Source organism: Bradyrhizobium sp. 170, assembly GCF_023101085.1.
GTDB lineage: Bacteria > Pseudomonadota > Alphaproteobacteria > Rhizobiales > Xanthobacteraceae > Bradyrhizobium.
The window spans coordinates 759167-781675 of the sequence record NZ_CP064703.1 but is presented as its reverse complement, the minus strand read 5'-3'; the positions used below and the strand labels follow the sequence as shown (position 1 = coordinate 781675).

Here is a 22509-nt window from a genome sequence, read left to right as displayed (position 1 = left end):
TGCCGCGAAGTGCACCGCATTGTTTTGCGCCAATGTCCTTTGCCAAAACCGTTATATGATATAACTACCACTGCAAGTCCGGGGACCGCCACCCGCGGACCCCTAACCTATAATACCGGGAGGAGCGGGTATTGAGGACAAAAGTAGCAATCATAGGTGCAGGTCCGGCAGGATTGTTGCTTGGGCAACTATTACACCTTTACGGCATCGAAAACATCATTCTCGAGCGCCAGACGCCGGAATATGTGCTCGCCCGCATCCGCGCCGGTCTGCTCGAGGAAGGCACCGTGGCGCTGCTCGACGAGGTCGGCGCCGGCGCGCGCGCTCATCATGAGGGGCTGGTCCACCATGGCGTCGAACTCGCGTTCGGCGGCGCGCGGCATCGCATCGACATGTACGGCGCCACCGGCAAGACCGTCATGATCTACGGCCAGACCGAGGTGACGCTCGACCTGATGAACGCCCGCAAGGCGGCCGGCCTCACCACCGTCTACCAGGCCGCCGACGTCAAACCGCTCGATTTCGATACCGACCGCCCGCGCGTCAGCTATGTCAAGGACGGCGTCAGCCACGAGATCGAATGCGACTTCATCGCCGGCTGCGACGGCTTTCACGGTGTCAGCCGCGCCAGCGTGAAACCAACAGCGATCCAGACCTACGAGAGGATCTATCCGTTCGGCTGGCTCGGCATCCTGTCGGAGACGCCGCCGGTCAGCCCCGAGCTGATCTATTCCAACCACGCGCGCGGATTTGCGCTCTGCACCATGCGCTCGACCCGCCGCAGCCGCTATTACGTGCAATGCCCGCTCGACGACGATATCGCGCAATGGCCGGACGAACGCTTCTGGGACGAGCTGAAGCGCCGGATCGACCAGAAGGCGGCGGACGAACTCGTCACCGGCCCCTCGATTGAAAAGAGCATCGCGCCACTGCGCAGCTTCGTCGCCGAGCCGATGCGCTTCGGCCGGATGTTCCTGGCCGGCGACGCCTCCCACATCGTGCCGCCGACCGGCGCCAAGGGTCTCAACCTCGCCGCCAGCGATGTGCATTATCTCTCGCAGGCTTTCCGTGAATATTACGACGAGAAGTCCTCCGCCGGCATCGACGGCTATTCGGCCAAGGCGCTGGCGCGGGTCTGGAAGGCGGTACGCTTCTCGTGGTGGATGACCTCGATGCTGCACAAATTCCCCGACGAAGGCGAATTCGGCGCGCGGATTCAACTCGCCGAGCTGGATTATGTGGTCAACTCGAAGGCGGCTTCGGCTTCGTTGTCGGAGAATTATGTGGGATTGCCGTTTTAGAAGGCCGTCATTGCGAGGAGCGAAGCGACGAAGCAATCCATCTTACTTACTTGCGGAGAAATGGATTGCTTCGCTTCGCTCGCAATGACGGGGCGACGGCAGTCACGGCGTTCATTTCAAACACCCATGCGAATCCCGTTTAAAACTTTGTAGGCGGTGACTTCGCAGGCGCGTTGCGTTCAATGACGAGAAACATCGTCAGCACGTGAGCCACACATGACAGTCACCGACATCCCCGAAGGCTTCGAGCGCCACACCCGCAGGAGTCCACTCACCGATCCCTGGGAGCCGCTGTATTCAAAGCGGACCGACAAGGCTGTGATCATCGGGCTGCGTCTTGCAAAACCGCACACCAACGGCCGCGGCCTCATTCATGGCGGGCTGATTGCAGCGCTTGCCGACAACGCCATGGGCCATAGCTGCGCCCACGTGATGGGCGGCGTGTCCTCGCTGGTGACGATCGGGCTCGCGGTCGATTTCGTCGGCACCGCCGAGGTCGGACAATGGCTCGCGGTCGAGAGCGACGTCGTCAAAACCGGCAGAACGATCTGTTTCGCGCAGAGCCTGATCAAGGCCGACGATGTCGTGATCGCGCGGGCGAACGCGACGTTTCGCGTGGTGCCGAAGAAGGCGACGGTGTAGCGATATCTCGCGTCCCGGCTCTGCAGCGCACCACTGCGCGGCGCACCGCGTCCGGGGCACGATTGCCTTAACCAAAATGCCAGTCGGCCATTTCAGTCACGAGATCGATGAACGTGCGCACCTTGGCCGACAGCAGCCGCGACGTCGGATAGACGATCTGGATCGGCATCGCCGGCTGTTCAAACGACGCCAGTATGATGCTGAGCCGCCCCGCTTTGAGCGATTCGGCGGCCTGGTAGGCCATCACCCGCGTCAGCCCGCCGTCCGCTTCCGCATATTGGATCGCGGCATCCGAGCTGTTGGTGGCGAATCGCGGCGTGCTGGCGACGCGGATCTCGCGGCCATCCTCGACGAAGCGCCAGTCGAGCGCCGCCATCATGGCGCCGAACTGGATGGTGTCATGCCCGGAAATCTCCCGCGGCCGCCCCGGCTCGCCGCGCTTTCTGAGATAGCCGGGCGAGGCCACCACGATCCGCCGCATCTCCCCGACATGGCGCGCCACCAGCGTCGAGTCGGGCAGATGGCCGATTCTAACAGCGAGATCGACGCCATCTTCGACGAGGTTGACCATGCGGTCCGACAAACGAAGGTCGACGGCGACATCGCCATAGCGCTTCAGGTAGGCGGTCACGATTCCGCTGACATGCAGCCGGCCGAACCCGACCGGCGCCGAGATGACGAGCTGCCCCTCCGGCCGCGTGCGCTCGCCCTCGATGGCGCCCTCAGCCTCCTCGATATCGGCCAAAATCCGCCGCGCGCGCTCCAGGTAACGCGAGCCGGCGTCGGTCAGCGTCACCTGCCGCGTGGTTCGCTGCAACAATCGCGCGCCGAGGCGATCCTCCAGCGCCGCAATCAGCCGCGTAACGCCGGAAGGCGACAGGCCAAGCTTGCGCGCCGCGGGAGCAAAGCCCCGCAGGTCGGCCACCGCGACGAAAGCCTGCATGGCATCGATCCGGTCCATCGGACTATTGCATATTCCGCAATAGTGAAGTGTCAATTCTCAAGATTGTTTTAGTTACGAGAACGTCCATCTTGGAGCCGAAGGACGACCGTTTTGGCGCCCATGACGGAAAGGCCCACGGGAGGCTCAGATGTCTGACGTTCACACCTATTCCAGCGACGTCGCCTTCACCCCGGCGGTAAAGGCGATCCAGGCCCGCAAGGGCTCGCGCGAGGCCTATGCCCATGTCGAGGAGCGCGGCGGCTGGCGCACCGGGATCGACGAAAATCTCGCCGGCTTCCTCGCCGAGACCAACAGCTTCTATCTCGCGACCGCCTCAGGGGACGGCCAGCCCTATATCCAGCACCGCGGCGGGCCGAAAGGCTTCATCAAGATTCTCGACAAGAACACGATCGCGTTCGCCGACTACAGCGGCAACCGGCAGTACATCACGCAAGGCAATCTGTCGGAGAATCCAAGAGCGCATATTTTCGTGATGGACTACACCCATCGCCGCCGCGTGAAGATCTGGGGCGAGGCGCGCGTGGTGGAGGACGATCCCGCGCTGACGAAATCGCTGATGCCGCAAGGCTACAAGGCGCGCCCAGAGCAGGTCATTCTGTTTCGGATTTCGGCGTGGGACACCAACTGCCCGCAGCACATCCCGCAGAAGTTCGATGCCGCCGACGTCGCTCAGGCGCTGGCCGTGCGCGATGCCCGTATCGCCGAACTCGAGGAGGAGCTGGCCGCATTGCAGGGCCAGCCCGCGGCGACGCCGTAATCAGGCGGCTTGCTCTTGTTGCAGCGGCGACCAGGCGAATTCCGGATAATACAGCAGCATCATCCGGTCGACATAGGCGGTGAGATTGGCGAACTGCTCCGTCCGCTGCCGCAGGGCTGACTCGAAGAATGGCGTCAAAATTCCGGCGAGCGCGCCGAAGGCGGTGGCGTCCATGCCGCATGGCGTTTCGCCCATCAGGAACGGCTTGTCGCCAAGCTGCACCGACAACGCAAACAGCGAGCGCACGGCAAGATCGACGTCCTCTTCCGGCGCGTGGCGGCCGAGGCCGCTGAGCAGGTAATTCTCGGCGACGCGGAACTGCGCGTCCTCGCGGAGTTTTTCCCGCAGATGCAGCGGCACGCTGTCGAAGAAATGCGCAGGGCCCTTTGCAAAATTGTCGCCATCGACCCAGCGCGCGCCGACCAGCGCCCAATAGACATGATGCTCGATCATCCGCTCGAAGGCCCAGGCCTGCGCACGCGCCTGCAGGCTGAGCGGCGCATCGAAATCGAAGCCGTATTTCGCTTCCAGATGCGCGCGAATGAACGTTGAATCGGCGATCGTCTCGGCATCATCGACGATATAGGGCAGTTGCCCCTTCGGCGAGGCCGGCGGCTTGGCCTTCTCCTTGCGATAGGCAAGACCGGCCATCTTCAGCTGGACCTCGGTTTTGGTCACAAAGGGGCTGATCTCCGGCAGGCCGAAACCGGCGCCGAAGCCATAAAGGGTAATCATGCTGGTCTCCCGATCTCCTTAAAACGTGCCCGAGGCTAGCGTCCCCCTGCTGCCACCATGGTGTCAGCAGCAGCAATGCCGGCCGCCGCCCTCCTCGGCCCGCGGCGTGCGGGCCTTGCGCACCCACGAGACAAGCTGCCCTTGCGCAAAGGCGCACATTGCGCTGAATGAGCGCCACGCCAGTTCGACCATCGCCCAGCGCAGATCGGTGGTGACGCACTGGATGGAAACCAGCTGTTCCAGTGCAAATCCCTGGGCATTTTCGAGAGGTCCGCGGCTTCCCCGGAAGCCGTATTCGCTGAAAATCGTCATGGACAAATTCCCTTCACTTGAGGTGTTGTCCCGATATACCCACCCCCTGCTGCCAACATGCTGTCAGCATCGGGCAGATGCCTCTTCGAAAAGAGTGCCTTTTAGAAAAGAGAACGAGCCATGCGACGCGCCGACCGGCTGTTCCAGATCATTCAGGTGCTTCGGCGCACCCGGAAGCCCATGACGGCGGACGCGATTGCGGCCGAACTGGAGACTTCGAAGCGGACCATCTACCGCGATATAACGACCCTGATCGAACAGAGGGTGCCGATTCGCGGCGAGGCCGGCGTGGGCTACATCCTGGAAAAGGGATTCGACCTGCCGCCGTTGATGCTCACGCCTGATGAGATCGAGGCCTGCGTGCTCGGCGCACAATGGGTGGTCGGCCATGCCGATCCCACGCTGGCGCGCGCAGCCCAGGACCTGATGGCCAAGGTCGCCGAAACCGTGCCCGAGCGCCTGCGGCCATTCGTGCTGGAGCCCGCCAGCCGCGCCCGATCGGCATGGAACCGGGAGCCCGACCGCATCGACATGGTGCGGACACGGACACAAATCCACGAGGGCAAAAAGATCACGCTGAACTATCGCGACGAGCACGGGCGCGGCAGCCAGCGTACGATCTGGCCGATCGCAGTCGGCTATCACGAGGCGGTGCGGATACTCGCGGCGTGGTGTGAACTGCGCAAGGATTTTCGCAGTTTCCGCACCGACCGCGTCGTCGACGCTGTCTACCACGACGAAAAATATCCGGAGCGGCGCGACATCCTGCGGGCGAAATGGCGGCGCAGCCTGGTCTGGGAAGCGCCCAAAGATACCTGAAAAGGATACCTGACGCGGGTGGCTGGCCGCGGCCGTCGTTCCGGGCTAAACGCAGGCATGCAAGGAATCGCCGCCGACCACGAAAACCCCTGCCAAGCCTGCGGCGCCTGCTGCAGCTACTCGCAGAACTGGCCGCGTTTCACCACCGAGGACGATGCGGCGCTCGACCTGATCCCGGAAGGGCTGGTCAACGAAAGATTGTCGGGAATGCGCTGCGACGGCGACCGCTGTTCGGCGCTGTCAGGCAAGGTCGGCGAGGCGACGGCGTGCCTGATCTATGCGGTGCGGCCCGAAGTGTGCCGCACCTGCATGCCCGGCGATGTCGAATGCGCGATGGCGCGAAAGCGGCACGGCTTGCCGGTATTGGTGTGAGCCGTAGCCCGGATGGAGCGAAGCGCAATCCGGGACGACTTGGGCCGGTTGTGAGAGAGCCCCGCGTTACGCTTCCGCTTCACCCGGGCTACGATGGCGGCGTTACGCCGTCACCGCTTGCGCCAAATCTTCGTCGTCGATCTCGTCCTCGATCGGCTTGAAGGTCGAGAGCGGCTTGGTCGAAAGGGTGATCGGCTTGCGGCCGCCGTGGGATGACGACGCGACGGAACGCGCGGCGGGTTCGCGCGACAGCGCATAGAGCGTGGAACCAACCCGGCCGCCAAAATGGATCAGCTCGCGTTCGGTACAGCTTGCTGCAATCGCAACGGCCAGCGCGTGGAGGTGGCTGCGGCGGTAGCAGAACAGCGCCAGCATGGCGCGGACGTCGGACGAAACGCTGTCCACCAGCAGCGGCAGGCCGTTGGCATTGGCGCGATACATCTCGCCAAGCAGCTCGTCCCGGACCGGACAGAAATCGTTCTCGAATGCGTCGCGGCTTGAAAACATTGCGGGTTCTCCCTTTGCGGAAGATGCAGTGCAATACTCTAATGAAAGGTTAACCACGCACACCAGTAGTGTTCCGGGGGACTTGCCAGTTACGGCTGAATTGGAATCGGGACATGATTCGCGGCGCGAAGCGGCTACACGCCTTCCGATGCCGGTGCAAGATTGAAACAGGGAGGACGATACCGCCGCGCTGGATCAGTTCGCCGCCATGAAGATCGACAGGCCGAAACCGGTGAGATGGTGCAGCGCCTGGTCGACGCCGATCAGCGTCCAGAACCACGGATGCTCGTTCTCCATCGTCACGCCGAACCGGGAAGCGAAGATCCCCTTGATCCGGTCGATGGTGATGTGAATCGCGAAGTCGATGAAGGCGACGAACCAGAATCGTGGCGCGACGATCAGGATCAGCGCCATCCCTACCGCGAGGTGGACGAGGCAATGCGCCAATAGCGGCAAGGCCCAGCCGGTCTTTTGATCCTTGCCGATCGCCATCCAGGAATTTTGCAGCATGAAATCGGCAATGACGTGCTTCACGGTGAGAAGCAGCATCCATCCTACCAGCGCACCTACCGGGACCGCGGACGACATCGAAGGAAACAACAAAGCTGACGCCCTTTGCTGGGACTGACGGGGTGGCGAAAAACCGGGGCCTAGGCTGTCAGCGCAATGTTTTTTTTCAAACCCGGACTATTCGAACGTTGCCTTTATTTATGACACCTCCCGCGCCGGAATGCACCTGTGGGTAGTCTGAAAATCGCACGGTGTGGCGGAACTGCGATACTGCGGCACCGGCGCGCAGCGTGGCCTGCGGGGTAAGGTTACCGGCGGGCGCGGTTTGCAATCCCATAGGAGCGGGCTATCATTGGCCAGCGGGCAAATTATCGTTCTTTTCTAGGCATTTACGAATTCATTTGGACGGCCTGCGGCCTGCTTGGCAGCGACCCGTCCCTGACCTCCGGGTACGAGCCATGAGTGCTGAAGCCCCAACGCCGCATCCGGAAATGCCGCGTCGCCGCTCGCGGGTCGTCAAGAGCAACCGGACCCAGATCCTGCTGTTTTCCATCCTGACCCTGATCCTGACCGCCGCCGTGGTATGGGGCGGCCGGACCTGGGTTCGCAATTCCGAGACGCTGGTATTTGCCGTAGGCGAGGCCAACGGCCCCGAGGCGCGCTTCGCCGCCCGTCTGGCGACGGTGCTGAAGAATAATTCCTCGCGGCTGCGGCTCAAGATCGTGCCCAACGGCGACAATGCAAAGGCGCTGTCGCAGTTCGACCGCAAGGAAGCCAACCTTGCGATATTGCGCACCGACGCCAGGATACCGCCCCGCGCCCGCGCAGTTGCGATCCTCGAACACGACCTGCTTTTGCTGATCAGCCCGACCGGCAAGAAAATCAAAACCATCGCCGAGCTGAAGAAAAAGAAGATCGCGGTCATGGCCGACAGCGAGAGCGGAGCTGCACTGGTACGCAATATCCTCGAGCTCTCGGACGCCCCGGATGCGGGCGCGCGGGTCCAGATGGCGCCGCCGGGCGCGACCTTCGACCAGCTGTTCGCCGCAGGATTCGGCGCCGTGGTCAAGATCGCGCACGCCTCGCAGATCGTGAAGGACAAGAGCTACGAGCAATATACCAGGCGCGGCGGCTTCACCCTGAATGCGATCGATTCGGCGAAAGCGATCGCCAGGAAATACCCGGCGATATCAGAGGAAACGGTGGCGACCGGAATGCTGTCCGCCTCGCCCGCTGTCCCTGCGGAAGACGTCGACACGATCGGGCTCGAATGGCTGCTGGTCGCCCAATCCAAGCTCTCGACCACGACCGTGAGCGACCTGGCGCGGATCATCTACGAGAACAAGGCCGAGCTCTCGCTGACCGACGGCTTCGCCTCCAAGATCGAGCCGGCCGCGACCGACAAGGACGCCTTCATCGTGGCGCATCCGGGCGCCGCCGAATACATCAACGACGAAATCAAGTCCTTTGTCGAGCGCTACAGCGATTTGATGTATGTCGCCCTGGCGGCGCTCAGCATCATCGGCACGATCTTTGCCGCCATCTACACCAAGGTCACCCGGATTGCGCCGGAGAAGGCCAGCCAGCTCGCAACCGCCATTCTCGATATCGGCGAGCGCATGGAATATGCCAAATCGCTGGACGCTCTCGACGAACTCCAGGACGAACTGGAAACGATCCTGCGCGGCGTGGTGATAGGGTTGCGCGACGGCACCATTTCCAGCGACGGACTGGACACCTTCAAGCTCGGCTATGAGTTCGTGCGCGACGAGATCGGTCTGCGCCGCGAACATATCAAGCGGCACCCGCCGTCACAGGATGACAAAGTGGTGGCCGTGAAGACCGCGCAGAGCGCGTAAAATCAGGCCGCGTTCGACCCGACCGAAGCCCGCGCCCGGATTTCGGCGATCTTGCGCTTCAGTGCCGCCTGCCGCGGGTCCGGCATCGCGGCAGCGCGCGCCTCGGTCACCGCGCTCCCCAGATCAGGCAGCGCCAGCACGCCATCGAAGGTCGGCTTGACCAGGCCGTCGATGATCGCATTCCAGTCCGCCAGGCCCTGACGATAGACGTCGCCATATCCCTCGATCATGGTCGCGGTGTGCACGATCGCGGGCGCAGCCTGGGGCTGCTTGGTCAGGCTGCGGTCGATCATGTGCAGCCAGCGTTCGACCAAAACCCGCTCCTTGGCATAACGCATCGAAAACAGCCGCCATCGCCGCAGTCCCGCCTCGATCTTGAGGCGCCGGATGCCAAACCGGCTTGCCGTGCTGAAGCGGATGGCGACCCGCTTGTTCGACCAGCCTGCCCAATCGAGTGCATCGAGCACATACTCGGAGATAACAGCGGGAAGCGCGCCGATCAGTTCCTCGAGCCTGAACTTCCTGACATCGACGGCAGGCCTGGCAGGATTGCCGGACGTTTGATTCAGTTCGGCAAGCTTCAGTTGCGCGATCCGGATCGGATCTTCATAGGCCATGCGCACCGCCATCAGCCGCGCAATGTCGGTCAGCATCGCATCGTCGACACCTTGCTTGCCGACGAACCGCCGCAGCCGGTGGACGTAAAGTTCGGCATAGCTTGTTCCTTGATAGTCGATCAGGAAATGGATGGCGTCGCTCGCCACCGCCATCACCGGCGCCGGCAGCCCTTCGGGCAGGAACGGCGGCGTGTCGTCATCCTCGCCGATGAAATCCGCGAACAGATAACGCAACGACGACAGGATACCGCGGTCTGACACTCCCTTGGGCTCCTGGCCTCTATGCGGGCTTCGGCGCCGCGGCGGACGCCGTTTGCTGGTTCAACTGCTGCTGCAGCGTCTCGAGATTCTGAAACAGCCGCGCGCTGGACAGGCGAAGGAAATAGAAGCCGAAAGCCGGGTTCTGCACATAGAGCTCCTCGACCTTGCTGTAGCTGACGCTCAGGACGAGACCGGCTTCCACGCATTCCAGCGTCTGGGTGCGCATGTTCGACGGCGACAGCATGCCGAGCTCGCCAACGATCGCGCCGACCGGCAGCACGATGCCCGACTCGACCAGCTTGAACTTGCCGCTGACGATATAGAGCATGTCCTCGGCTTTTTCGTCCTTGTAGAACATGATCTCGCCGGCCGCGCATTGACGCTCGGTCATGAACGGCTTCAGCCATTCCATCGAGAGGTCGCTGTTGACGGACTTCTTCACGTCGCGCACCAGTTGCAGCATCTGGTGCAGGCGATAGGAGTTGACGAACAGCATGACCACCTGCACCACCATGACCAGATAGTTGCGGGCCGGGATCGCGGTCAGGATCAGGATGACGTTGGCGAGAATGCCGAAGACCCGCAACGGGATCATGGTCTTCATCGTGGTGGTGGCGACCACGAAAATTGTCGCGAACAGCGCGCCCGCGGTTCCTGCGTGTTGTGCCAGATGAGACGTATCCATCGGAAACCAACCAATATCTAAACGTGTGCGTTTTCATGATTCTGTTGCAGTGCCCGCTATCGTAATGTCCGCGGGACCATTTTGATATACGAGGAAAGAACGACGATTTGTCGGGATTCTCACCATTCCCGGGTAAATTTCGGCTTCAACCGGGCTCCCGGCCGTGGCCTGGACCGGCAGCCCGGGGACGCGTAGCGCCGTGTGAAGGCCGTCGTTGACGGCCTCCCCGCAGGCAGGCACTTTGCGGGCATTGGTCACGCTGCGGCTTGACCGTTATCCAGCTTTTATTGCACCATCAGGCCTCCCTTCATCCGATGTCCAAGCGGCTCGTTCTCTCGGCACTGGCTCAGTTCACCGCCAAGACGGCCGGCCGCAACATGACCAAAGCGGCCTATGCCGCGGTGGCGGCCGGCGTCGCTGCGATGGTGGTGCTCACCGCGGCCCCCGCCTACGAGGCGGCGCATCACTGGGTCGATGCGGTGCTGTGGACGTGCCTCGTCTATTTCGTGTTCGAATGGCTGGTGCGGCTGCGCCACATGGCGCGGCAGGGGCGGCTATCGCTGTACGCGCTCTCCGGCAGCGGGGTCGTCGACGCGATCGGTGCCCTTGCCGTACCGGTCGCGCTGCTCTCGGGCATCGAGCCCAGGACGGCGTGGCTGCTCAGCATCCTCTGGGTGCTCAAGGTCGTTCCGGGCATCCCGGGGCTGCGGCAACTGCGGCGCGTGCTGGTGCTGGAATCAGGACCGCTGCTCAGCGTGCTCGTGATCTTCCTGATGGTGGTGTTCCTGGCGTCGGTCGCGGAATATTTCCTGGAACGCGACGTGCAGCCGGCGACCTTCGGCAGCGTGCCGGCGGCGCTGTGGTGGGCGGTGGTGACGCTGACCACGACTGGCTATGGCGACGTGGTGCCGATCACGCCGCTCGGTCGCCTGGTCGCGGCGCTGGTCATGATCTCCGGCCTCGGCGTGTTCGGGCTCTGGACCGGTATTCTGGCGACCGGCTTTGCCGCCGAGACCCGTCGCGACAATTTCCTGAAGACGTGGGAGACCGTCAGCAAGGTGCCGTTCTTTGCTACCCTCGGCCCGGCCGCGATCGCCGACGTCACGCACATGCTGCGAACCATGGACCTGCCGGCGCGCACCATGATCATCCGCAAGGGCCAGCACGGCGACTGCATGTATTTCATCGCCGCCGGCGAGGCCGAGGTTGAATTGCCCGGCAAGAAAATCGCGCTTGGCGAAGGCGCGTTCTTCGGCGAGATGGCGCTGCTCGGCAACAATGTGCGCGGCGCCAATGTCACGACCACCAAGGTGACGCGGCTGCTGGTGCTCGATCTCGTGGATTTTCGCCTGCTGATGGCGCGGCATCCCGATCTCGCCGAGACCATCGACGCCGAAGCCAGGCGGCGCGCGCAAGAGAACAAGTAACCAAAACCACAGGCCGTCATTGCCTGTGACAAACGCAGAGCGTTTGCACAAGGGAGCGAAGCGACGAAGCAATCCATTCTTTCCTTGCGCGGCAAGATGGATTGCTTCGCTTCGCTCGCAATGACGGCTAACAATGGAGAAAATAATGTCCGACACAGCAAGCGCGCCGATACTTGAAGTCACAGGCGCGCGCGCCACCATCCGCCTCAACCGGCCGAAACATCTGAACCGGCTGCAGAGCGAGGATCTCGGCGATCTCGTCAAGCTGTTCGACCGGATCGAGGCCGATCCCGCGATCCGCGTGCTGGTGCTGACCGGCACCGGCCGCGCCTTCAGCGCCGGCTACGATCTCAATTCGGTGGCCGACCGCGCCACCAGCGCGACCGCGCAACCGAGCGCGGGATCGGCGTTCGAAGCGGTGGTCGACCGCCTGGAGGACCTTGGCGTACCGACGATCTGCCGGCTCAATGGCGGCGTCTATGGCGGCGCGACCGACCTGGCGCTGGCCTGCGACTTCCGCATCGGCGTCGACACGGCCGAGATGTTCATGCCGGCGGCGCGGCTCGGCCTGCACTATTACAAAAGCGGCATCGCCCGCTATGTGTCACGGCTCGGTGTCGACAACGCAAAAATGCTGTTCCTCACCGCGCAGAAAATCGCAGCGCCGGAAATGCTGCGGATCGGCTACCTCACCGCCATGGTGCCGGTGGAAGCGCTCGACGAGGAAGTCGACCGGCTCGCCACCATCCTGGCCGGCAACGCGCCGCTGGCCATGCGCGGCATGAAGCGCGCCATCAACGAATTCGCCCGCGGCAAATTCGACGAGGAGGCTGCCGATCTCCGCCACCGCGAAAGCATGCGCAGCGCCGAGATCAAGGAAGGCATCAAGGCTTTTGCGGAAAAGCGTTCGCCGAAATTCTGAGGGGCCAAAATTCTGAGGGGCCAAAATTCTGAGAAGCCCTGGAAAACTCAGGCTCGCTTCGTTCGCATCGCCCGCACCTGCTTGATACCGGGATCCCGCGCAAGCGCCTGGTAGCGCTTGCTGTTGACCGCATAGATCGCGACGCGCCCCTCGGCATCGGCATGCACGCCCCAGCCGAAGCGCTTGCCAAGCCCTGATGCTCTCAGGCACGCCTGCCCCTTGGAGAAGAATTCGTCGCGGGCAAGGCTTCGCTCTTTCTTCGTCGCCTTCGCATCGAGCTGCCGGCCGCGGGCGGAGGTCGCGAATATCACGTCGTCCGACGTGTACGTGTAGGGCGCTTCCGCAATCATCTTGTATTGCAGGCCGGCTACGGTCGGATTCTCCGCGCGGGCCGGCGGCTCCTCGCCGGCGCGCGCGGGACAATCTTCCGCGACCTGGATGAAGGTGTCGAAGCAGTTGGTCGTGTGAACTGTCTTTGTCATCAGGAAATCCATGGTGCCTCACCCGCCGCAGGCCGCGGCGTGCTGGGCCGCCATTTCGTCATCGGCCGCGTTGATCCGCTGGAAGGCGGGCCGCGACGTGATGCGCTCGGCATAGGCCACAAATACGTCGTTTCGCGGCACGAGGCCAAACATCATCGTCCAACTGAACGCCACACCCCAGAGAATGTCGGCTGCCGTCATGCGGTCTCCGAGCAGATAGGGTCCCCTGGAAAGCTGCGCCTCCAATGCACCAAGCATGGAGTCGTAATCGGAATATGGCGAATGCGTCGGCGGCGCCGGCTCGCGCTTCATGAATTTATCGATCAAGGCCGGCTCGAAGGACGAACCGTAATAGGCGATCCAGCGCAGATACGGACCTCGGCAGGGATCATCGAGCGCGGGTGTCAGGCCGGCTCCCGGAAACAGGTCGGCGAGATAGATGTAGATGGCCACCTGCTCGGTCACCAGCGCCTCGCCATGGCGAATCACCGGCACCTTGCCCAGCGGGTTGATGGCGAGATAGGCCGGCTGGCGCTGCTCGCCCGCCTTCATGTTCAGGACATGGAGATCATAGGGAGCTCCCAGTTCCTCCAGCAGCACCCGTGTGCCCGTCGCGCGGCTCTGCGGCGAATAATAAAGCGTGATGCGGTCCTGGCTGGTCATTGGCAGTCTCCATTTGATCTCTCGGGCAACGGACCTTGTATGCCCGACCATACCTGACATCTTGTGTCAGGTATGGTTTAAGGGATCATGCGCGCGAGCCGGCTGCTTTCGATACTCACCACCTTGCAGGCGCGGGGACGGATCACTGCGCCTGAGCTCGCCGACGCTTGCGAGGTATCGGTGCGCACCATCTATCGCGACATCGATGCGCTCGCCGCAGCCGGCATTCCGGTCTATGCCGAGCGCGGCGCGGAAGGCGGCTATCGCCTGCTCGATGGCTATCGCGTACGGCTGAACGGACTATCGCAGCCGGAGGCCGAGGCGCTGTTCATGACGGGACTGCCGGGCCCCGCCGCCGCGCTTGGCCTCGATGCCGCGATGCTGGCGGCGCAGACCAAGCTGATGGCGGCGCTACCGGCCAATCTGCGTACGGACGCCGGCCGGATGCAGGAACGCTTTCATCTCGATGCCCCAAGCTGGTTCGGCGAAGCCGAGCAGCCGAAACATCTGCGCGCCATTGCCGGCGCGCTGCTGCGCGGGAGCCTGATTGAAATCCGCTACCAGAGCTGGCGGGCCGAGAAGCGCCGCCGCGTCGCGCCGCTTGGTCTCGTGCTGAAAGGCGGCAGCTGGTATCTCGCCGGAAGCGTCGATGGCAGCGTGCGCACCTATCGCGTGGCGCGTGTTCTCGACTGCAACGTTCTGGAGGAGCGCGGCGTCCGGCCCACCGATTTCGATCTCGCCGCCTATTGGCAGGCCGCAACGATCCGGCTCGAAGCCGAGATGCATCCGAACTGCGCCACCGTGCGGCTGTCGCCGTTCGGCGTAAAACTGCTCAACGCCTTGAGCCAGCCTTACGTGAGGACGCGCACCCGTATCGAGGAGGCCGCAGATGCCGCCGGCTGGCGGATCGCCGTGGTGCCGATTGGAAAAACGGTGTGGCATGCGGCGGCCGAGCTGCTGCGTCTCGGCGCGGAGGCGGAGGTGCTGGCGCCAGCCGAACTGCGCGACAAGATGGCCGAACTCACCCAGGCCATGGCCGCGCGCTACCAGACGGCGCAGGATGGTTACCAGGATGACACGGATTTCCGCAGATCTCGCGCCACGAAACACTCCTGAAACACGATTCTCCCCTTCGCGCGTGAACGCAGGACGTCGTCGGCCCGACTGATGGGCAGGGACGCAACAACGGCCTCGCGCCAATCTATTGGAGAGTATTTAAAATGCTTCGCAAGATGACCCTCGGACTGATCGCCGCCGCCTCGCTCACCATTGCCGCTGCAGCGCCCGCTTCCGCCGGCGGCTTCTACCACGGCCATCATCATCACTGGGGTCATGGTTGGGGCCATGGCTGGGGTCCCGCCATCGGCGTCGGCTTCGGAGGCGTCTATGTCGACACCGGTTTGAACGGCTGCCTGCAACAGCGCTGGGTCGAAACCCGCCGCGGCATGCGCCTGCGCACCGTGAACGTCTGCGCCTACTGATCGAACGTTACCCGCAATAAAGATCCCGGCCGCCTGCTGTGCGGCCGGGATTTTTCTGCCTGGAATCGTGCCTCGTCCGGCGACGTTGACCATCGCCTGCGCTGGCCATATTGTAGCTGATGCGGTGCAAGCCGCTCCCGGGCCCGCGGGAAGGGTTGAACCCACTTGCAGCTTTCGAGCGACATCTAGAGCCTTTGTGCAGCCGGTATTGCGGGCCGTCGGCGATGTCATGCACGGAGGTGTTTGATGAACCCGCTCCCCGATCGATTGAACCTCGATCATCTGAAGAAACAAGCCAAGCAATTGATCCGCCTCTATCGAAGCCGCGATGCGGCAGCGATGGCGCGGTTTCGGCACGCGCTGCCGGCAACGGCGGGCCTCAGCGATGAGGACCTTTCGTCCCGGGGATTGCGCCTGCACGATGCGCAATCATGCATCGCGCGCGAACACGGTTTTGCATCCTGGCCTGACTTGAAGCGTTACGTCGAGGTGCAGGCGGTCGCGCAGAAGGAGCGCGCCGTTCGCGTCCTGCACTGGCTGCAACTGATCTATCGCGGCGATGTCAGCAACACGTCCGGTCGCGCCAACCTGCGCGTCGGCTTGCGGATGCTGGCGGAAGATCCCGGACTGGTCGCCGGCGATCCCTATCTTGCCTGCGCCATCGGCGACGAAGACGCATTGCGGCAGGCCACGCAGGCCGATCCGTCATGGGTCAACCTATCAGGCGGCCCGCTACGATTGCCACCGCTCTTTGCCGTCACGCATTCAGGCCTGCTGCGCGTGGAGGAATTTCGCGAGCGTCTGCACAGAAGCGCGCGGCTGCTGATCGCGGCTGGCGCCGACGTCAATCAGCGGATCTACAGCCGCTGGCCGCCGGCGTCGCTTGAGAAGCCCGACATGCGCTATCCACTCTCGACACTCTATGGCGCCGCGGGAGCCAACCATGACCTTCCATTGACGAGGCTGCTGCTCGACGCCGGCGCGGATCCCAATGATGGCGAGTCGCTCTACCACTCCCTCGAAAATCCGGCCTGTACCCGCCTGCTGCTGGAGTACGGCGCGCGCATCGCAGAAAGCAATGCGATCTATCGCTCGATCGACCTTGAGGACGACACCGCGCTGAAATTGCTTCTGGCGCATGGCGGCGACCCGAACGAGCCCGCGCGAAATGCGCCGCTGACCGATTGGGGTTCGCCGCTCACATGGGCCATCTACCGCCGCCGGCCCCTTCATGTGAAGGCCCTGCTGGATGCGGGCGCCGACCCGTCGCGCGCCACACGGGAAGGCCTCAGCCCGTACCGGCTGGCGCTGCAGTTCGGGCTTACCGAGGCTGCCGCCCTGCTGCGGGCGCAAACCGATGCGCCTGAGATTTCCGACGACGAACGCTTTGTCGCCGCATGCGCGCGCGGTGACGAAGCCGAGGCGCGCGCGGTGGCGACGCGGCGGCCCGATCTGCCGGCCGCGCTGTCGACGGTGCAATTGCGCTTATTGCCTGATATGGCGGCAGCAGGCGCGGATGATGTCGTCAGGCTGATGGTCAGGCTCGGCTGGCCGATCACCGTGCGCGGCGGCGACTGGGACGCGTCCGCGCTCAATCTCGCAGTGTTCAGCGGCAACGCCGCCTTGACGCGTTTTCTGCTCGAACATGGCGCCAGATGGACGGAGCAGCACGGCCATGGCGACAACGCCTGCGGCACGCTGTCATGGGCGTCTCTTAACGAGCCGGTCGAAGCTGGTGACTGGGTTGGTTGCGCGCGCGCCCTGCTCGATCACGGCATGCCGCGCGCAACGGCAGTTCCGGACGATCCCGAATGCGTCGTCATCGCAGGAATCAGAAAGCAGTTCTCCGACGAAGTCACCGAAGAACTGCTGGGCTAGTTGCACGTGCCCCAGGCTGGCCATGCCGGGGTTTGACCCGGGCATGGCCCAAAACCCTACACCCTGCCCTTCAGCGCGTCGCCGATTTCGTCGAGCACCTTGGGGTCCTCGATGGTGGCCGGCATCGTCCAGCTCTCGCCGTCGGCGATCTTCTTGATGGTGCCGCGCAGGATTTTTCCCGAGCGCGTCTTCGGCAATCGCCCAACCGTGATCGCGAGCTTGAACGCCGCGACAGGCCCGAGCTTGTCGCGCACCAGCGCCACGATTTCCTTTTCGATCTCGGCAGGCGCTCGCGTCACGCCGGCTTTCAGCACCAGGAAGCCGCAGGGCACTTCGCCCTTGATCGCGTCCTTGATGCCGAGCACCGCGCATTCGGCGACGTCGGCATGGGAAGCCAGAATTTCCTCCATGCCGCCGGTGGAGAGCCGGTGGCCGGCGACATTGATGATGTCGTCGGTGCGGCCCATCACCCAGACGTAACCGTCCTCATCCTTGTAGCCGGCGTCGGAGGTCTTGTAGTAGCCGGGAAACTCCGTGAGGTAGGCTTCCCTGAAACGCGCATCCTGCTCCCACAGCGTCGGCAAGCAGGCGGGCGGCATCGGCAGCTTGATCACGATCGAACCCATGGTGCCCGCGGGCACCGGCCTGGAAGCCTCATCCACCACATCGACCTGATAGCCCGGCATCGGCACCGTCGGCGAGCCGTGCTTGACCGGCAGCATGCCCAGCCCCACCGGATTGCCGGCGATGCACCAGCCGGTTTCGGTCTGCCACCAGTGATCGATCACCGGCACCTTCAACTGCGCTTCCGCCCATTCCACCGTCGGCGGATCGGCGCGCTCGCCGGCCAGGAACAGCGTGCGGAATTTCGACAGGTCGTATTTGCGGATGAATGCGCCGTCGGGATCCTCCTTGCGGATGGCGCGGAAGGCGGTCGGCGCGGTGAACAGCGCGACCGCCTTGTGTTCCGAGATCACGCGCCAGAACGCACCGGCATCCGGCGTGCCAATCGGCTTGCCCTCATACATGATGGACGTGGCGCCATGAATCAGCGGCCCGTAAACGATGTAGCTGTGACCAACGACCCAGCCGATGTCGGAACCGCACCACCAGACTTCGCCGGGCTTGACGCCGTAGAGATTGAACATCGACCATTTCAGCGCGACCAGATGCCCGCCATTGTCGCGCACGACGCCCTTCGGGATTCCCGTGGTGCCTGACGTGTAGAGGATATAGAGCGGATCGGTCGCCAGCACCGGCGTGCACGGCGCGGCCTTGCCGGCATCGAGCGCGGCGCCACGGAGCGTTGCCCAGTCGTGATCGCGGCCGGCCGTGAGTTCGCAAGGGTGCTGCGGCCGCTGCAGGACGACGCAAGCCTGCGGCTTCGCGCTTGATAGCCTGATCGCCTCGTCGAGCAGCGGCTTGTACTGCACGATGCGGCCGGGCTCGATGCCGCAGCTCGCCGAAAGAATCAGTTTCGGCTTGGCGTCCTCGATCCGCGTTGCCAGCTCCTTCGCGGCAAAACCGCCGAACACCACCGAATGCACCGCGCCGATCCGCGCGCAGGCCAGCATCGCGAACACCGCTTCCGGGACCAGCGGCATATAGAGGATGACGCGGTCGCCCTTGCCGACGCCGAAATCGGCCATCACCGCGGCGAGCGTCTGCACCTCCTTGAGCATCTCGGCATAGGTGAATTTCGAGACGCTGTTGGTAAGCGGCGAATCGTGGATCAGCGCGACTTGATCCGCACGTCCGTTCGCGACGTGGCGGTCAAGCGCGTTGTAGCAGGTGTTGACCACGGCACCGGCGAACCAGCGGCCATACGCGCCCATCGAGGGATCGAATATTTTTTTGGCCGGCTCGATCCAGTCGATCTCACGCGCGGCCTCAGCCCAAAAGCCCTCGGGGTCCCTGAGCGAGCGGGCGTGGACATCGTGGTACCGGCTGTTGTTCTGAACGTTCATGGCGCACTCCCCGCTCGTTCGCCCCTTGTCGTCATGCCCGGCCTTGTGCCGGGCCTCCACGTACTTTGCTTCGAAAAAAGGCAAGGCGTGGATGGCCGGGACAAGCCCGGCCATGACGGCTGGGCAAGCATTTATTCCAGGCATTGTCACGGGAAGTCGCGCCAGATCAAGCCGGAACAGCTTGGCTGTTCGCGCTAAAGCCCTATTGCAGGGCGATGGCCTTGAGCTTCTCCAGCCGGTCCTCCATCGCCTGGCGGAGGTCGCAGCCGCGCTTGTCGAACGAGGCGTTGCGCTTCTCAAGAAAATCACACTGCTGCCGCGTCAGCGCCAGCGCCAGCGCCGCGCGATGGCTGTCGGATTCCGCACTCGCGATCACGCGGCGTTATGTGTTGACCTGTATCCGTGCATAGCCTAGTGAGATTTCCATGAAACGCACGATGATCATTGGCAAACTTTGGTGGCTGGCCTGCTGACAGGGCGGCCGGACGTTTCATTGCATCTGGGGCCGCCGCAAGGGCGGCCTTTTGTTTTGATGATTCCCCCATGCGGTGTTCCCCTCATCTCACGAGGACACCTCATGACCAGACCCGTTATTCTGACAGGCGACCGCACCACCGGCCCGCTGCACATTGGCCATTATGCCGGATCGTTGCTCAACCGTCTGCGATTTCAGGACACCCACGAGCAGTTCCTGCTCCTGGCTGATACGCAAGCCCTGACCGACAATGCGCACACCCCCGACAAGGTGCGGCTCAATGTGATGGAGGTGGCGCTCGACTACCTTGCCGTCGGGATCGACCCAGCCAAGACCACGATCTGCCTGCAATCCCACCTGCCCGCGCTGGCCGAGCTGTCGATGCTCTATTTGAACTTCGTGACCGTCGCCAGATTGGAACGCAACCCCACGATCAAGGACGAGATCCGCGGCCGCGGCTTCGGACGCGACATCCCGGCAGGCTTCCTGTGCTATCCTGCGGCGCAGGCGGCGGACATTACCGCGTTCAAGGCAACTGTAGTGCCGGTGGGCGAGGATCAGGCGCCGCTGATCGAACAAACCAACGAGATCGTGCGCCGTATCAACACCACGGCCGGACGGGCAGTCCTGCCGGAAGCGCAGGCCGTCATTCCGCAGGCGGGGCGGCTGCCGGGCGTGGACGGGAAAGCGAAAATGTCGAAATCCGGCGGCAATGCCATCGCCCTTTCGGCCTCGCCGGACGAGATCGCGGCGGCAGTGAAGGCGATGTTCACCGACCCGAATCATCTGCGGGTCGAAGATCCCGGGCGAGTGAAAGGCAATGTCGTATTCACCTATTTGGATGCATTCGACGAGGACCGCACCACGCTGGAAGAGCTGAAGGCGCAGTATCGGCGGGGCGGACTCGGCGACAGCAAGATCAAGCGCCGCCTCGAAGACATCTTGCAGGCGCTGATTAGGCCGACGCGAGAACGAAGGACGCAACTGGCCAAAGATCCGGCTTATGTGCTCGACGTGATTCGCCGCGGTACGGAAAAGGCGCGGAGCCGGACCGAGACAACGAAGCGGGAAGTTGTCGAAGGCCTCGGGCTGTTCATGTTGTAACCTAATACCCGACGATCCCGCTGATCTTTTGCAGGCGGTCGCGCATGGCCTTTTTCAGATCGTAGTCGGGCCGGCGGCCGTATTCCGCATCGCGCCGGGCAAGGTATTCCTGCTGCTCCCGCCGCAGCGTGCGCGCTTGCTGCGGGGTCATCTTTGCGGCGGCCGCCTTGACATAGGCCGCGTGGACTTCGCGATCGAGATCGGCAAGTTCGGGATTGGCGCAGATCGCCTTCTCCACCTTGCGGCGGGCAGTTGCGCAGTTGAAGCTCGGCTTGCCGGCGATCGCCTTCAGCGCGCCCAACCGCTCCAGTTCCTGCGCCAGCGCCCGGTGGTTGGCTCTTGCGCCGACATGGTTCGGGTTCAGCTTGATCGCTGCGGCAAAATCGGCCACCGCCTTCGGCAGGTCGCCCTTCTTGCGCCAGAGTTCGCCGCGCGTGTTGTGGATATCGGCGAGTGAGGGATCGAGCCGCAGCACGCCGTCATAGTCGGCGATGGCGCGGTCGGCCATGTCCTTGCGCGCATAGGCGGCACCACGCGCGATCAGCGCCTTGATGCGGTCGGCCTTTTCCGTCTTGGCGTTGTCGATCAACGCGCCGCAAGCCGCGACCGTCTTGTCGTCGTCACGCGCGTGGGCGGCGGCCAGGCAGAGCGCGGGATCGACGCGCAAATCCTTGACCGGTTCGACACCGGTCGCCAGTACGCCCTGCGCAAACGCGATCCATAGCAAGGAAGCCGCGACCAGCCTGCAGATGTCGGAATAGCCTCGCATCAATTGATCCGGGAAGCCTTGTTATCCGGGAAGCGTTGGATTAACGCGCGATCCTAGCAAGCTGCCCGCTTTTTCGACAACGGGCACGTGCGCGTATCCGTTTTCGTACGGGGACAGATTCTGGCCGAAACGTGGCGCGCGGGAAACGTAATCCTCTTCACATACGGAAGAATACATCCGTGAGAAAATCTGCTGTGAACCTTTTGCAGTTCTCGCGGACTCAACAACCATGACCACATTGACCGACTTCAATCCGCCGCGCGCCATCGCGCAATCCCAAACCGGCTACTTTTACTACTACATGGCGCTGGCCTGCATGGCCGTCGCTTTTCTCGGCTTCGCGCCGACCTACTGGCTGCCGCTGGCGAAGCGGTCGTTCTCGGCCTCCCCGGTCGTGCATTTTCACGGGCTGCTTTTTTTCGCCTGGTCGCTCTATTTCGCATTCCAGAGCTGGCTGGCCGCGTCGGGCAAGATCGCCCGGCACCGCGCCATCGGCATGATCGGCGTCTCGCTGGCCACCGCGATGACGATCTTCGGCTTCCTGGTCGCGGTCAACGCCATGAAGCGCTCGGCGGCGGCCGGACTGACCGACGACGGAATCGCGTTCGCGATTGTTCCGCTAAGCGGAATTCTGTTCTTTGCGGTCGTCTTTGCGCTGGCGATTTCGGCCATCCGCAAGCCGGAAACGCACAAGCGGCTGATGCTGCTGGCCAGCATCTCGCTGCTCGACGCCGCGGTCGCGCGCTGGTTTCTCACCTTCCTGGCGCCTCCCGGGCCGCTTGGTCCGCCCCCGGTGCCGGTGACCATCCCGCCCGCCTTCGTCGCCTATCTCCTGCTGGTCGCCGCCATCGTCTATGACTGGCGCACGCGCGGCCGGCCGCATCCGGTCTATGTCTATGGCGGCATTGCGCTGATCGCCGTCAAGCTCCTGAACTGGCCGATCAGTGCAACGCCACTCTGGCATTCCTTCGCTGGCGGCATATTGGCGATGGCGCAGTAG

25 protein-coding genes are annotated in these 22509 nt (G+C 63.4%); 13 read left to right on the top strand and 12 right to left on the bottom strand.

The genetic code is table 11. From position 1 onward, the window contains the following. Positions 1 to 131: 131 nt before the first annotated feature. Positions 132 to 1301, top strand: a complete 1170-nt coding sequence (gene pobA, locus IVB05_RS03705; protein WP_247783076.1) for a 4-hydroxybenzoate 3-monooxygenase — start codon at positions 132 to 134, stop codon at positions 1299 to 1301. A gap of 216 nt (positions 1302 to 1517) precedes the next feature. After that, positions 1518 to 1943 (top strand): PaaI family thioesterase, encoded by a 426-nt coding sequence (locus tag IVB05_RS03700; protein ID WP_247783075.1) that lies wholly within the window; start codon positions 1518 to 1520, stop codon positions 1941 to 1943. A 67-nt stretch (positions 1944 to 2010) separates the two neighbouring features. Here the strand turns inward: IVB05_RS03700 and IVB05_RS03695 are convergent, their stop codons facing one another. Then, positions 2011 to 2904, bottom strand: a complete 894-nt coding sequence (locus IVB05_RS03695; RefSeq protein WP_247783074.1) for a LysR family transcriptional regulator — start codon at positions 2902 to 2904, stop codon at positions 2011 to 2013. Positions 2905 to 3034: 130 nt separating this feature from the next. Between IVB05_RS03695 and IVB05_RS03690 the strand changes: the two genes are divergently transcribed. Next, on the top strand, positions 3035 to 3664 hold the full coding sequence (locus IVB05_RS03690; RefSeq protein WP_247783073.1) for a pyridoxamine 5'-phosphate oxidase family protein: 630 nt from the start codon (positions 3035 to 3037) through the stop codon (positions 3662 to 3664). On the opposite strand, the gene IVB05_RS03685 is transcribed toward IVB05_RS03690, so the two are convergent. After that, positions 3665 to 4399 carry a glutathione S-transferase family protein gene (locus IVB05_RS03685; RefSeq protein WP_247783072.1) on the bottom strand — a complete coding sequence of 245 codons (735 nt, stop codon included), beginning with the start codon at positions 4397 to 4399 and terminating at the stop codon, positions 3665 to 3667. A gap of 63 nt (positions 4400 to 4462) precedes the next feature. Beyond that, entirely contained in the window at positions 4463 to 4711 is a 249-nt protein-coding gene (locus IVB05_RS03680) for a hypothetical protein (RefSeq protein ID WP_247783070.1), read from the bottom strand. A gap of 120 nt (positions 4712 to 4831) precedes the next feature. Between IVB05_RS03680 and IVB05_RS03675 the strand changes: the two genes are divergently transcribed. Next, positions 4832 to 5530, top strand: a complete 699-nt coding sequence (locus tag IVB05_RS03675; RefSeq protein ID WP_247783069.1) for a YafY family protein — start codon at positions 4832 to 4834, stop codon at positions 5528 to 5530. Positions 5531 to 5587: 57 nt separating this feature from the next. Next, complete coding sequence (locus IVB05_RS03670; protein WP_247783068.1) at positions 5588 to 5902, top strand: YkgJ family cysteine cluster protein; 315 nt, start codon at positions 5588 to 5590, stop codon at positions 5900 to 5902. Positions 5903 to 6004: 102 nt separating this feature from the next. Here the strand turns inward: IVB05_RS03670 and IVB05_RS03665 are convergent, their stop codons facing one another. Together IVB05_RS03665 and IVB05_RS03660 are read right to left on the bottom strand one after the other, a co-directional pair. Next, positions 6005 to 6409: a hypothetical protein gene (locus IVB05_RS03665; RefSeq protein WP_247783067.1), complete on the bottom strand. Its 405-nt coding sequence runs from the start codon at positions 6407 to 6409 to the stop codon at positions 6005 to 6007. Between the two features lie 195 nt (positions 6410 to 6604). After that, positions 6605 to 6958, bottom strand: a complete 354-nt coding sequence (locus IVB05_RS03660) for a DUF3307 domain-containing protein (protein WP_247783066.1) — start codon at positions 6956 to 6958, stop codon at positions 6605 to 6607. A 419-nt stretch (positions 6959 to 7377) separates the two neighbouring features. Here IVB05_RS03660 and IVB05_RS03655 point away from each other — a divergent pair, with 419 nt between their 5' ends. Beyond that, positions 7378 to 8778: a TAXI family TRAP transporter solute-binding subunit gene (locus tag IVB05_RS03655; protein ID WP_247783065.1), complete on the top strand. Its 1401-nt coding sequence runs from the start codon at positions 7378 to 7380 to the stop codon at positions 8776 to 8778. A gap of 2 nt (positions 8779 to 8780) precedes the next feature. Here the strand turns inward: IVB05_RS03655 and IVB05_RS03650 are convergent, their stop codons facing one another. Continuing rightward, positions 8781 to 9656 (bottom strand): DUF6537 domain-containing protein, encoded by an 876-nt coding sequence (locus IVB05_RS03650; RefSeq protein ID WP_247783064.1) that lies wholly within the window; start codon positions 9654 to 9656, stop codon positions 8781 to 8783. A 19-nt stretch (positions 9657 to 9675) separates the two neighbouring features. Then, positions 9676 to 10341, bottom strand: a complete 666-nt coding sequence (locus tag IVB05_RS03645) for a cyclic nucleotide-binding domain-containing protein (protein ID WP_247783063.1) — start codon at positions 10339 to 10341, stop codon at positions 9676 to 9678. A gap of 314 nt (positions 10342 to 10655) precedes the next feature. Here IVB05_RS03645 and IVB05_RS03640 point away from each other — a divergent pair, with 314 nt between their 5' ends. Both IVB05_RS03640 and IVB05_RS03635 read left to right on the top strand, forming a co-directional pair. Further along, positions 10656 to 11768 carry a cyclic nucleotide-gated ion channel gene (locus tag IVB05_RS03640; protein ID WP_247783062.1) on the top strand — a complete coding sequence of 371 codons (1113 nt, stop codon included), beginning with the start codon at positions 10656 to 10658 and terminating at the stop codon, positions 11766 to 11768. 145 nt (positions 11769 to 11913) lie between these two features. Then, entirely contained in the window at positions 11914 to 12690 is a 777-nt protein-coding gene (locus IVB05_RS03635) for an enoyl-CoA hydratase/isomerase family protein (RefSeq protein ID WP_247783061.1), read from the top strand. A gap of 47 nt (positions 12691 to 12737) precedes the next feature. On the opposite strand, the gene IVB05_RS03630 is transcribed toward IVB05_RS03635, so the two are convergent. Then, a complete protein-coding gene (locus IVB05_RS03630; RefSeq protein WP_247783060.1) occupies positions 12738 to 13172 on the bottom strand; it encodes a DUF6157 family protein in 435 nt (144 codons plus the stop codon). Positions 13173 to 13190: 18 nt separating this feature from the next. Next, on the bottom strand, positions 13191 to 13835 hold the full coding sequence (locus IVB05_RS03625; protein WP_247783059.1) for a glutathione S-transferase family protein: 645 nt from the start codon (positions 13833 to 13835) through the stop codon (positions 13191 to 13193). A gap of 87 nt (positions 13836 to 13922) precedes the next feature. Here IVB05_RS03625 and IVB05_RS03620 point away from each other — a divergent pair, with 87 nt between their 5' ends. The 3 genes from IVB05_RS03620 (at position 13923) to IVB05_RS03610 (ending at position 17194) form a co-directional block, all read left to right on the top strand. Further along, positions 13923 to 14951 (top strand): YafY family protein, encoded by a 1029-nt coding sequence (locus IVB05_RS03620; RefSeq protein WP_247783058.1) that lies wholly within the window; start codon positions 13923 to 13925, stop codon positions 14949 to 14951. 104 nt (positions 14952 to 15055) lie between these two features. Beyond that, entirely contained in the window at positions 15056 to 15316 is a 261-nt protein-coding gene (locus tag IVB05_RS03615) for a hypothetical protein (protein WP_247783057.1), read from the top strand. A 246-nt stretch (positions 15317 to 15562) separates the two neighbouring features. After that, positions 15563 to 17194: a hypothetical protein gene (locus IVB05_RS03610; protein ID WP_247783056.1), complete on the top strand. Its 1632-nt coding sequence runs from the start codon at positions 15563 to 15565 to the stop codon at positions 17192 to 17194. 56 nt (positions 17195 to 17250) lie between these two features. Here the strand turns inward: IVB05_RS03610 and IVB05_RS03605 are convergent, their stop codons facing one another. Together IVB05_RS03605 and IVB05_RS03600 are read right to left on the bottom strand one after the other, a co-directional pair. Beyond that, positions 17251 to 19161: a propionyl-CoA synthetase gene (locus IVB05_RS03605; protein ID WP_247783055.1), complete on the bottom strand. Its 1911-nt coding sequence runs from the start codon at positions 19159 to 19161 to the stop codon at positions 17251 to 17253. A gap of 202 nt (positions 19162 to 19363) precedes the next feature. Then, entirely contained in the window at positions 19364 to 19537 is a 174-nt protein-coding gene (locus IVB05_RS03600) for a hypothetical protein (protein ID WP_247783054.1), read from the bottom strand. 201 nt (positions 19538 to 19738) lie between these two features. Here IVB05_RS03600 and trpS point away from each other — a divergent pair, with 201 nt between their 5' ends. After that, positions 19739 to 20740, top strand: coding sequence for a tryptophan--tRNA ligase (trpS, locus tag IVB05_RS03595; protein ID WP_247786580.1), 1002 nt, complete (start codon positions 19739 to 19741; stop codon positions 20738 to 20740). 1 nt (position 20741) lies between these two features. Here trpS and IVB05_RS03590 read toward each other — a convergent pair whose 3' ends face one another. Then, positions 20742 to 21509: a tetratricopeptide repeat protein gene (locus IVB05_RS03590; protein WP_247783053.1), complete on the bottom strand. Its 768-nt coding sequence runs from the start codon at positions 21507 to 21509 to the stop codon at positions 20742 to 20744. A 229-nt stretch (positions 21510 to 21738) separates the two neighbouring features. On the opposite strand from IVB05_RS03590, the gene IVB05_RS03585 reads away from it, so the two are divergent. Then, positions 21739 to 22509, top strand: a complete 771-nt coding sequence (locus tag IVB05_RS03585) for a hypothetical protein (RefSeq protein ID WP_247783052.1) — start codon at positions 21739 to 21741, stop codon at positions 22507 to 22509.

Bases quoted from the DNA above. Each gene is read 5' to 3' on its own strand.
- IVB05_RS03625 (WP_247783059.1), bottom strand. From the start codon at position 13,835: ATGACCAGCCAGGACCGCATCACGCTTTATTATTCGCCGCAGAGCCGC.
- IVB05_RS03695 (WP_247783074.1), bottom strand. From the start codon at position 2,904: ATGGACCGGATCGATGCCATGCAGGCTTTCGTCGCGGTGGCCGACCTG.
- IVB05_RS03620 (WP_247783058.1), top strand. From the start codon at position 13,923: ATGCGCGCGAGCCGGCTGCTTTCGATACTCACCACCTTGCAGGCGCGG.
- trpS (WP_247786580.1), top strand. From the start codon at position 19,739: ATGACCAGACCCGTTATTCTGACAGGCGACCGCACCACCGGCCCGCTG.
- IVB05_RS03585 (WP_247783052.1), top strand. From the start codon at position 21,739: ATGACCACATTGACCGACTTCAATCCGCCGCGCGCCATCGCGCAATCC.
- IVB05_RS03645 (WP_247783063.1), bottom strand. From the start codon at position 10,341: ATGGATACGTCTCATCTGGCACAACACGCAGGAACCGCGGGCGCGCTG.
- IVB05_RS03665 (WP_247783067.1), bottom strand. From the start codon at position 6,409: ATGTTTTCAAGCCGCGACGCATTCGAGAACGATTTCTGTCCGGTCCGG.
- IVB05_RS03700 (WP_247783075.1), top strand. From the start codon at position 1,518: ATGACAGTCACCGACATCCCCGAAGGCTTCGAGCGCCACACCCGCAGG.
- IVB05_RS03630 (WP_247783060.1), bottom strand. From the start codon at position 13,172: ATGACAAAGACAGTTCACACGACCAACTGCTTCGACACCTTCATCCAG.
- IVB05_RS03675 (WP_247783069.1), top strand. From the start codon at position 4,832: ATGCGACGCGCCGACCGGCTGTTCCAGATCATTCAGGTGCTTCGGCGC.
- IVB05_RS03640 (WP_247783062.1), top strand. From the start codon at position 10,656: ATGTCCAAGCGGCTCGTTCTCTCGGCACTGGCTCAGTTCACCGCCAAG.
- IVB05_RS03690 (WP_247783073.1), top strand. From the start codon at position 3,035: ATGTCTGACGTTCACACCTATTCCAGCGACGTCGCCTTCACCCCGGCG.
- IVB05_RS03590 (WP_247783053.1), bottom strand. From the start codon at position 21,509: ATGCGAGGCTATTCCGACATCTGCAGGCTGGTCGCGGCTTCCTTGCTA.
- IVB05_RS03685 (WP_247783072.1), bottom strand. From the start codon at position 4,399: ATGATTACCCTTTATGGCTTCGGCGCCGGTTTCGGCCTGCCGGAGATC.
- IVB05_RS03610 (WP_247783056.1), top strand. From the start codon at position 15,563: ATGAACCCGCTCCCCGATCGATTGAACCTCGATCATCTGAAGAAACAA.
- IVB05_RS03615 (WP_247783057.1), top strand. From the start codon at position 15,056: ATGCTTCGCAAGATGACCCTCGGACTGATCGCCGCCGCCTCGCTCACC.
- IVB05_RS03670 (WP_247783068.1), top strand. From the start codon at position 5,588: ATGCAAGGAATCGCCGCCGACCACGAAAACCCCTGCCAAGCCTGCGGC.
- IVB05_RS03660 (WP_247783066.1), bottom strand. From the start codon at position 6,958: ATGCTGCTTCTCACCGTGAAGCACGTCATTGCCGATTTCATGCTGCAA.
- IVB05_RS03680 (WP_247783070.1), bottom strand. From the start codon at position 4,711: ATGACGATTTTCAGCGAATACGGCTTCCGGGGAAGCCGCGGACCTCTC.
- IVB05_RS03655 (WP_247783065.1), top strand. From the start codon at position 7,378: ATGAGTGCTGAAGCCCCAACGCCGCATCCGGAAATGCCGCGTCGCCGC.
- IVB05_RS03635 (WP_247783061.1), top strand. From the start codon at position 11,914: ATGTCCGACACAGCAAGCGCGCCGATACTTGAAGTCACAGGCGCGCGC.
- IVB05_RS03605 (WP_247783055.1), bottom strand. From the start codon at position 19,161: ATGAACGTTCAGAACAACAGCCGGTACCACGATGTCCACGCCCGCTCG.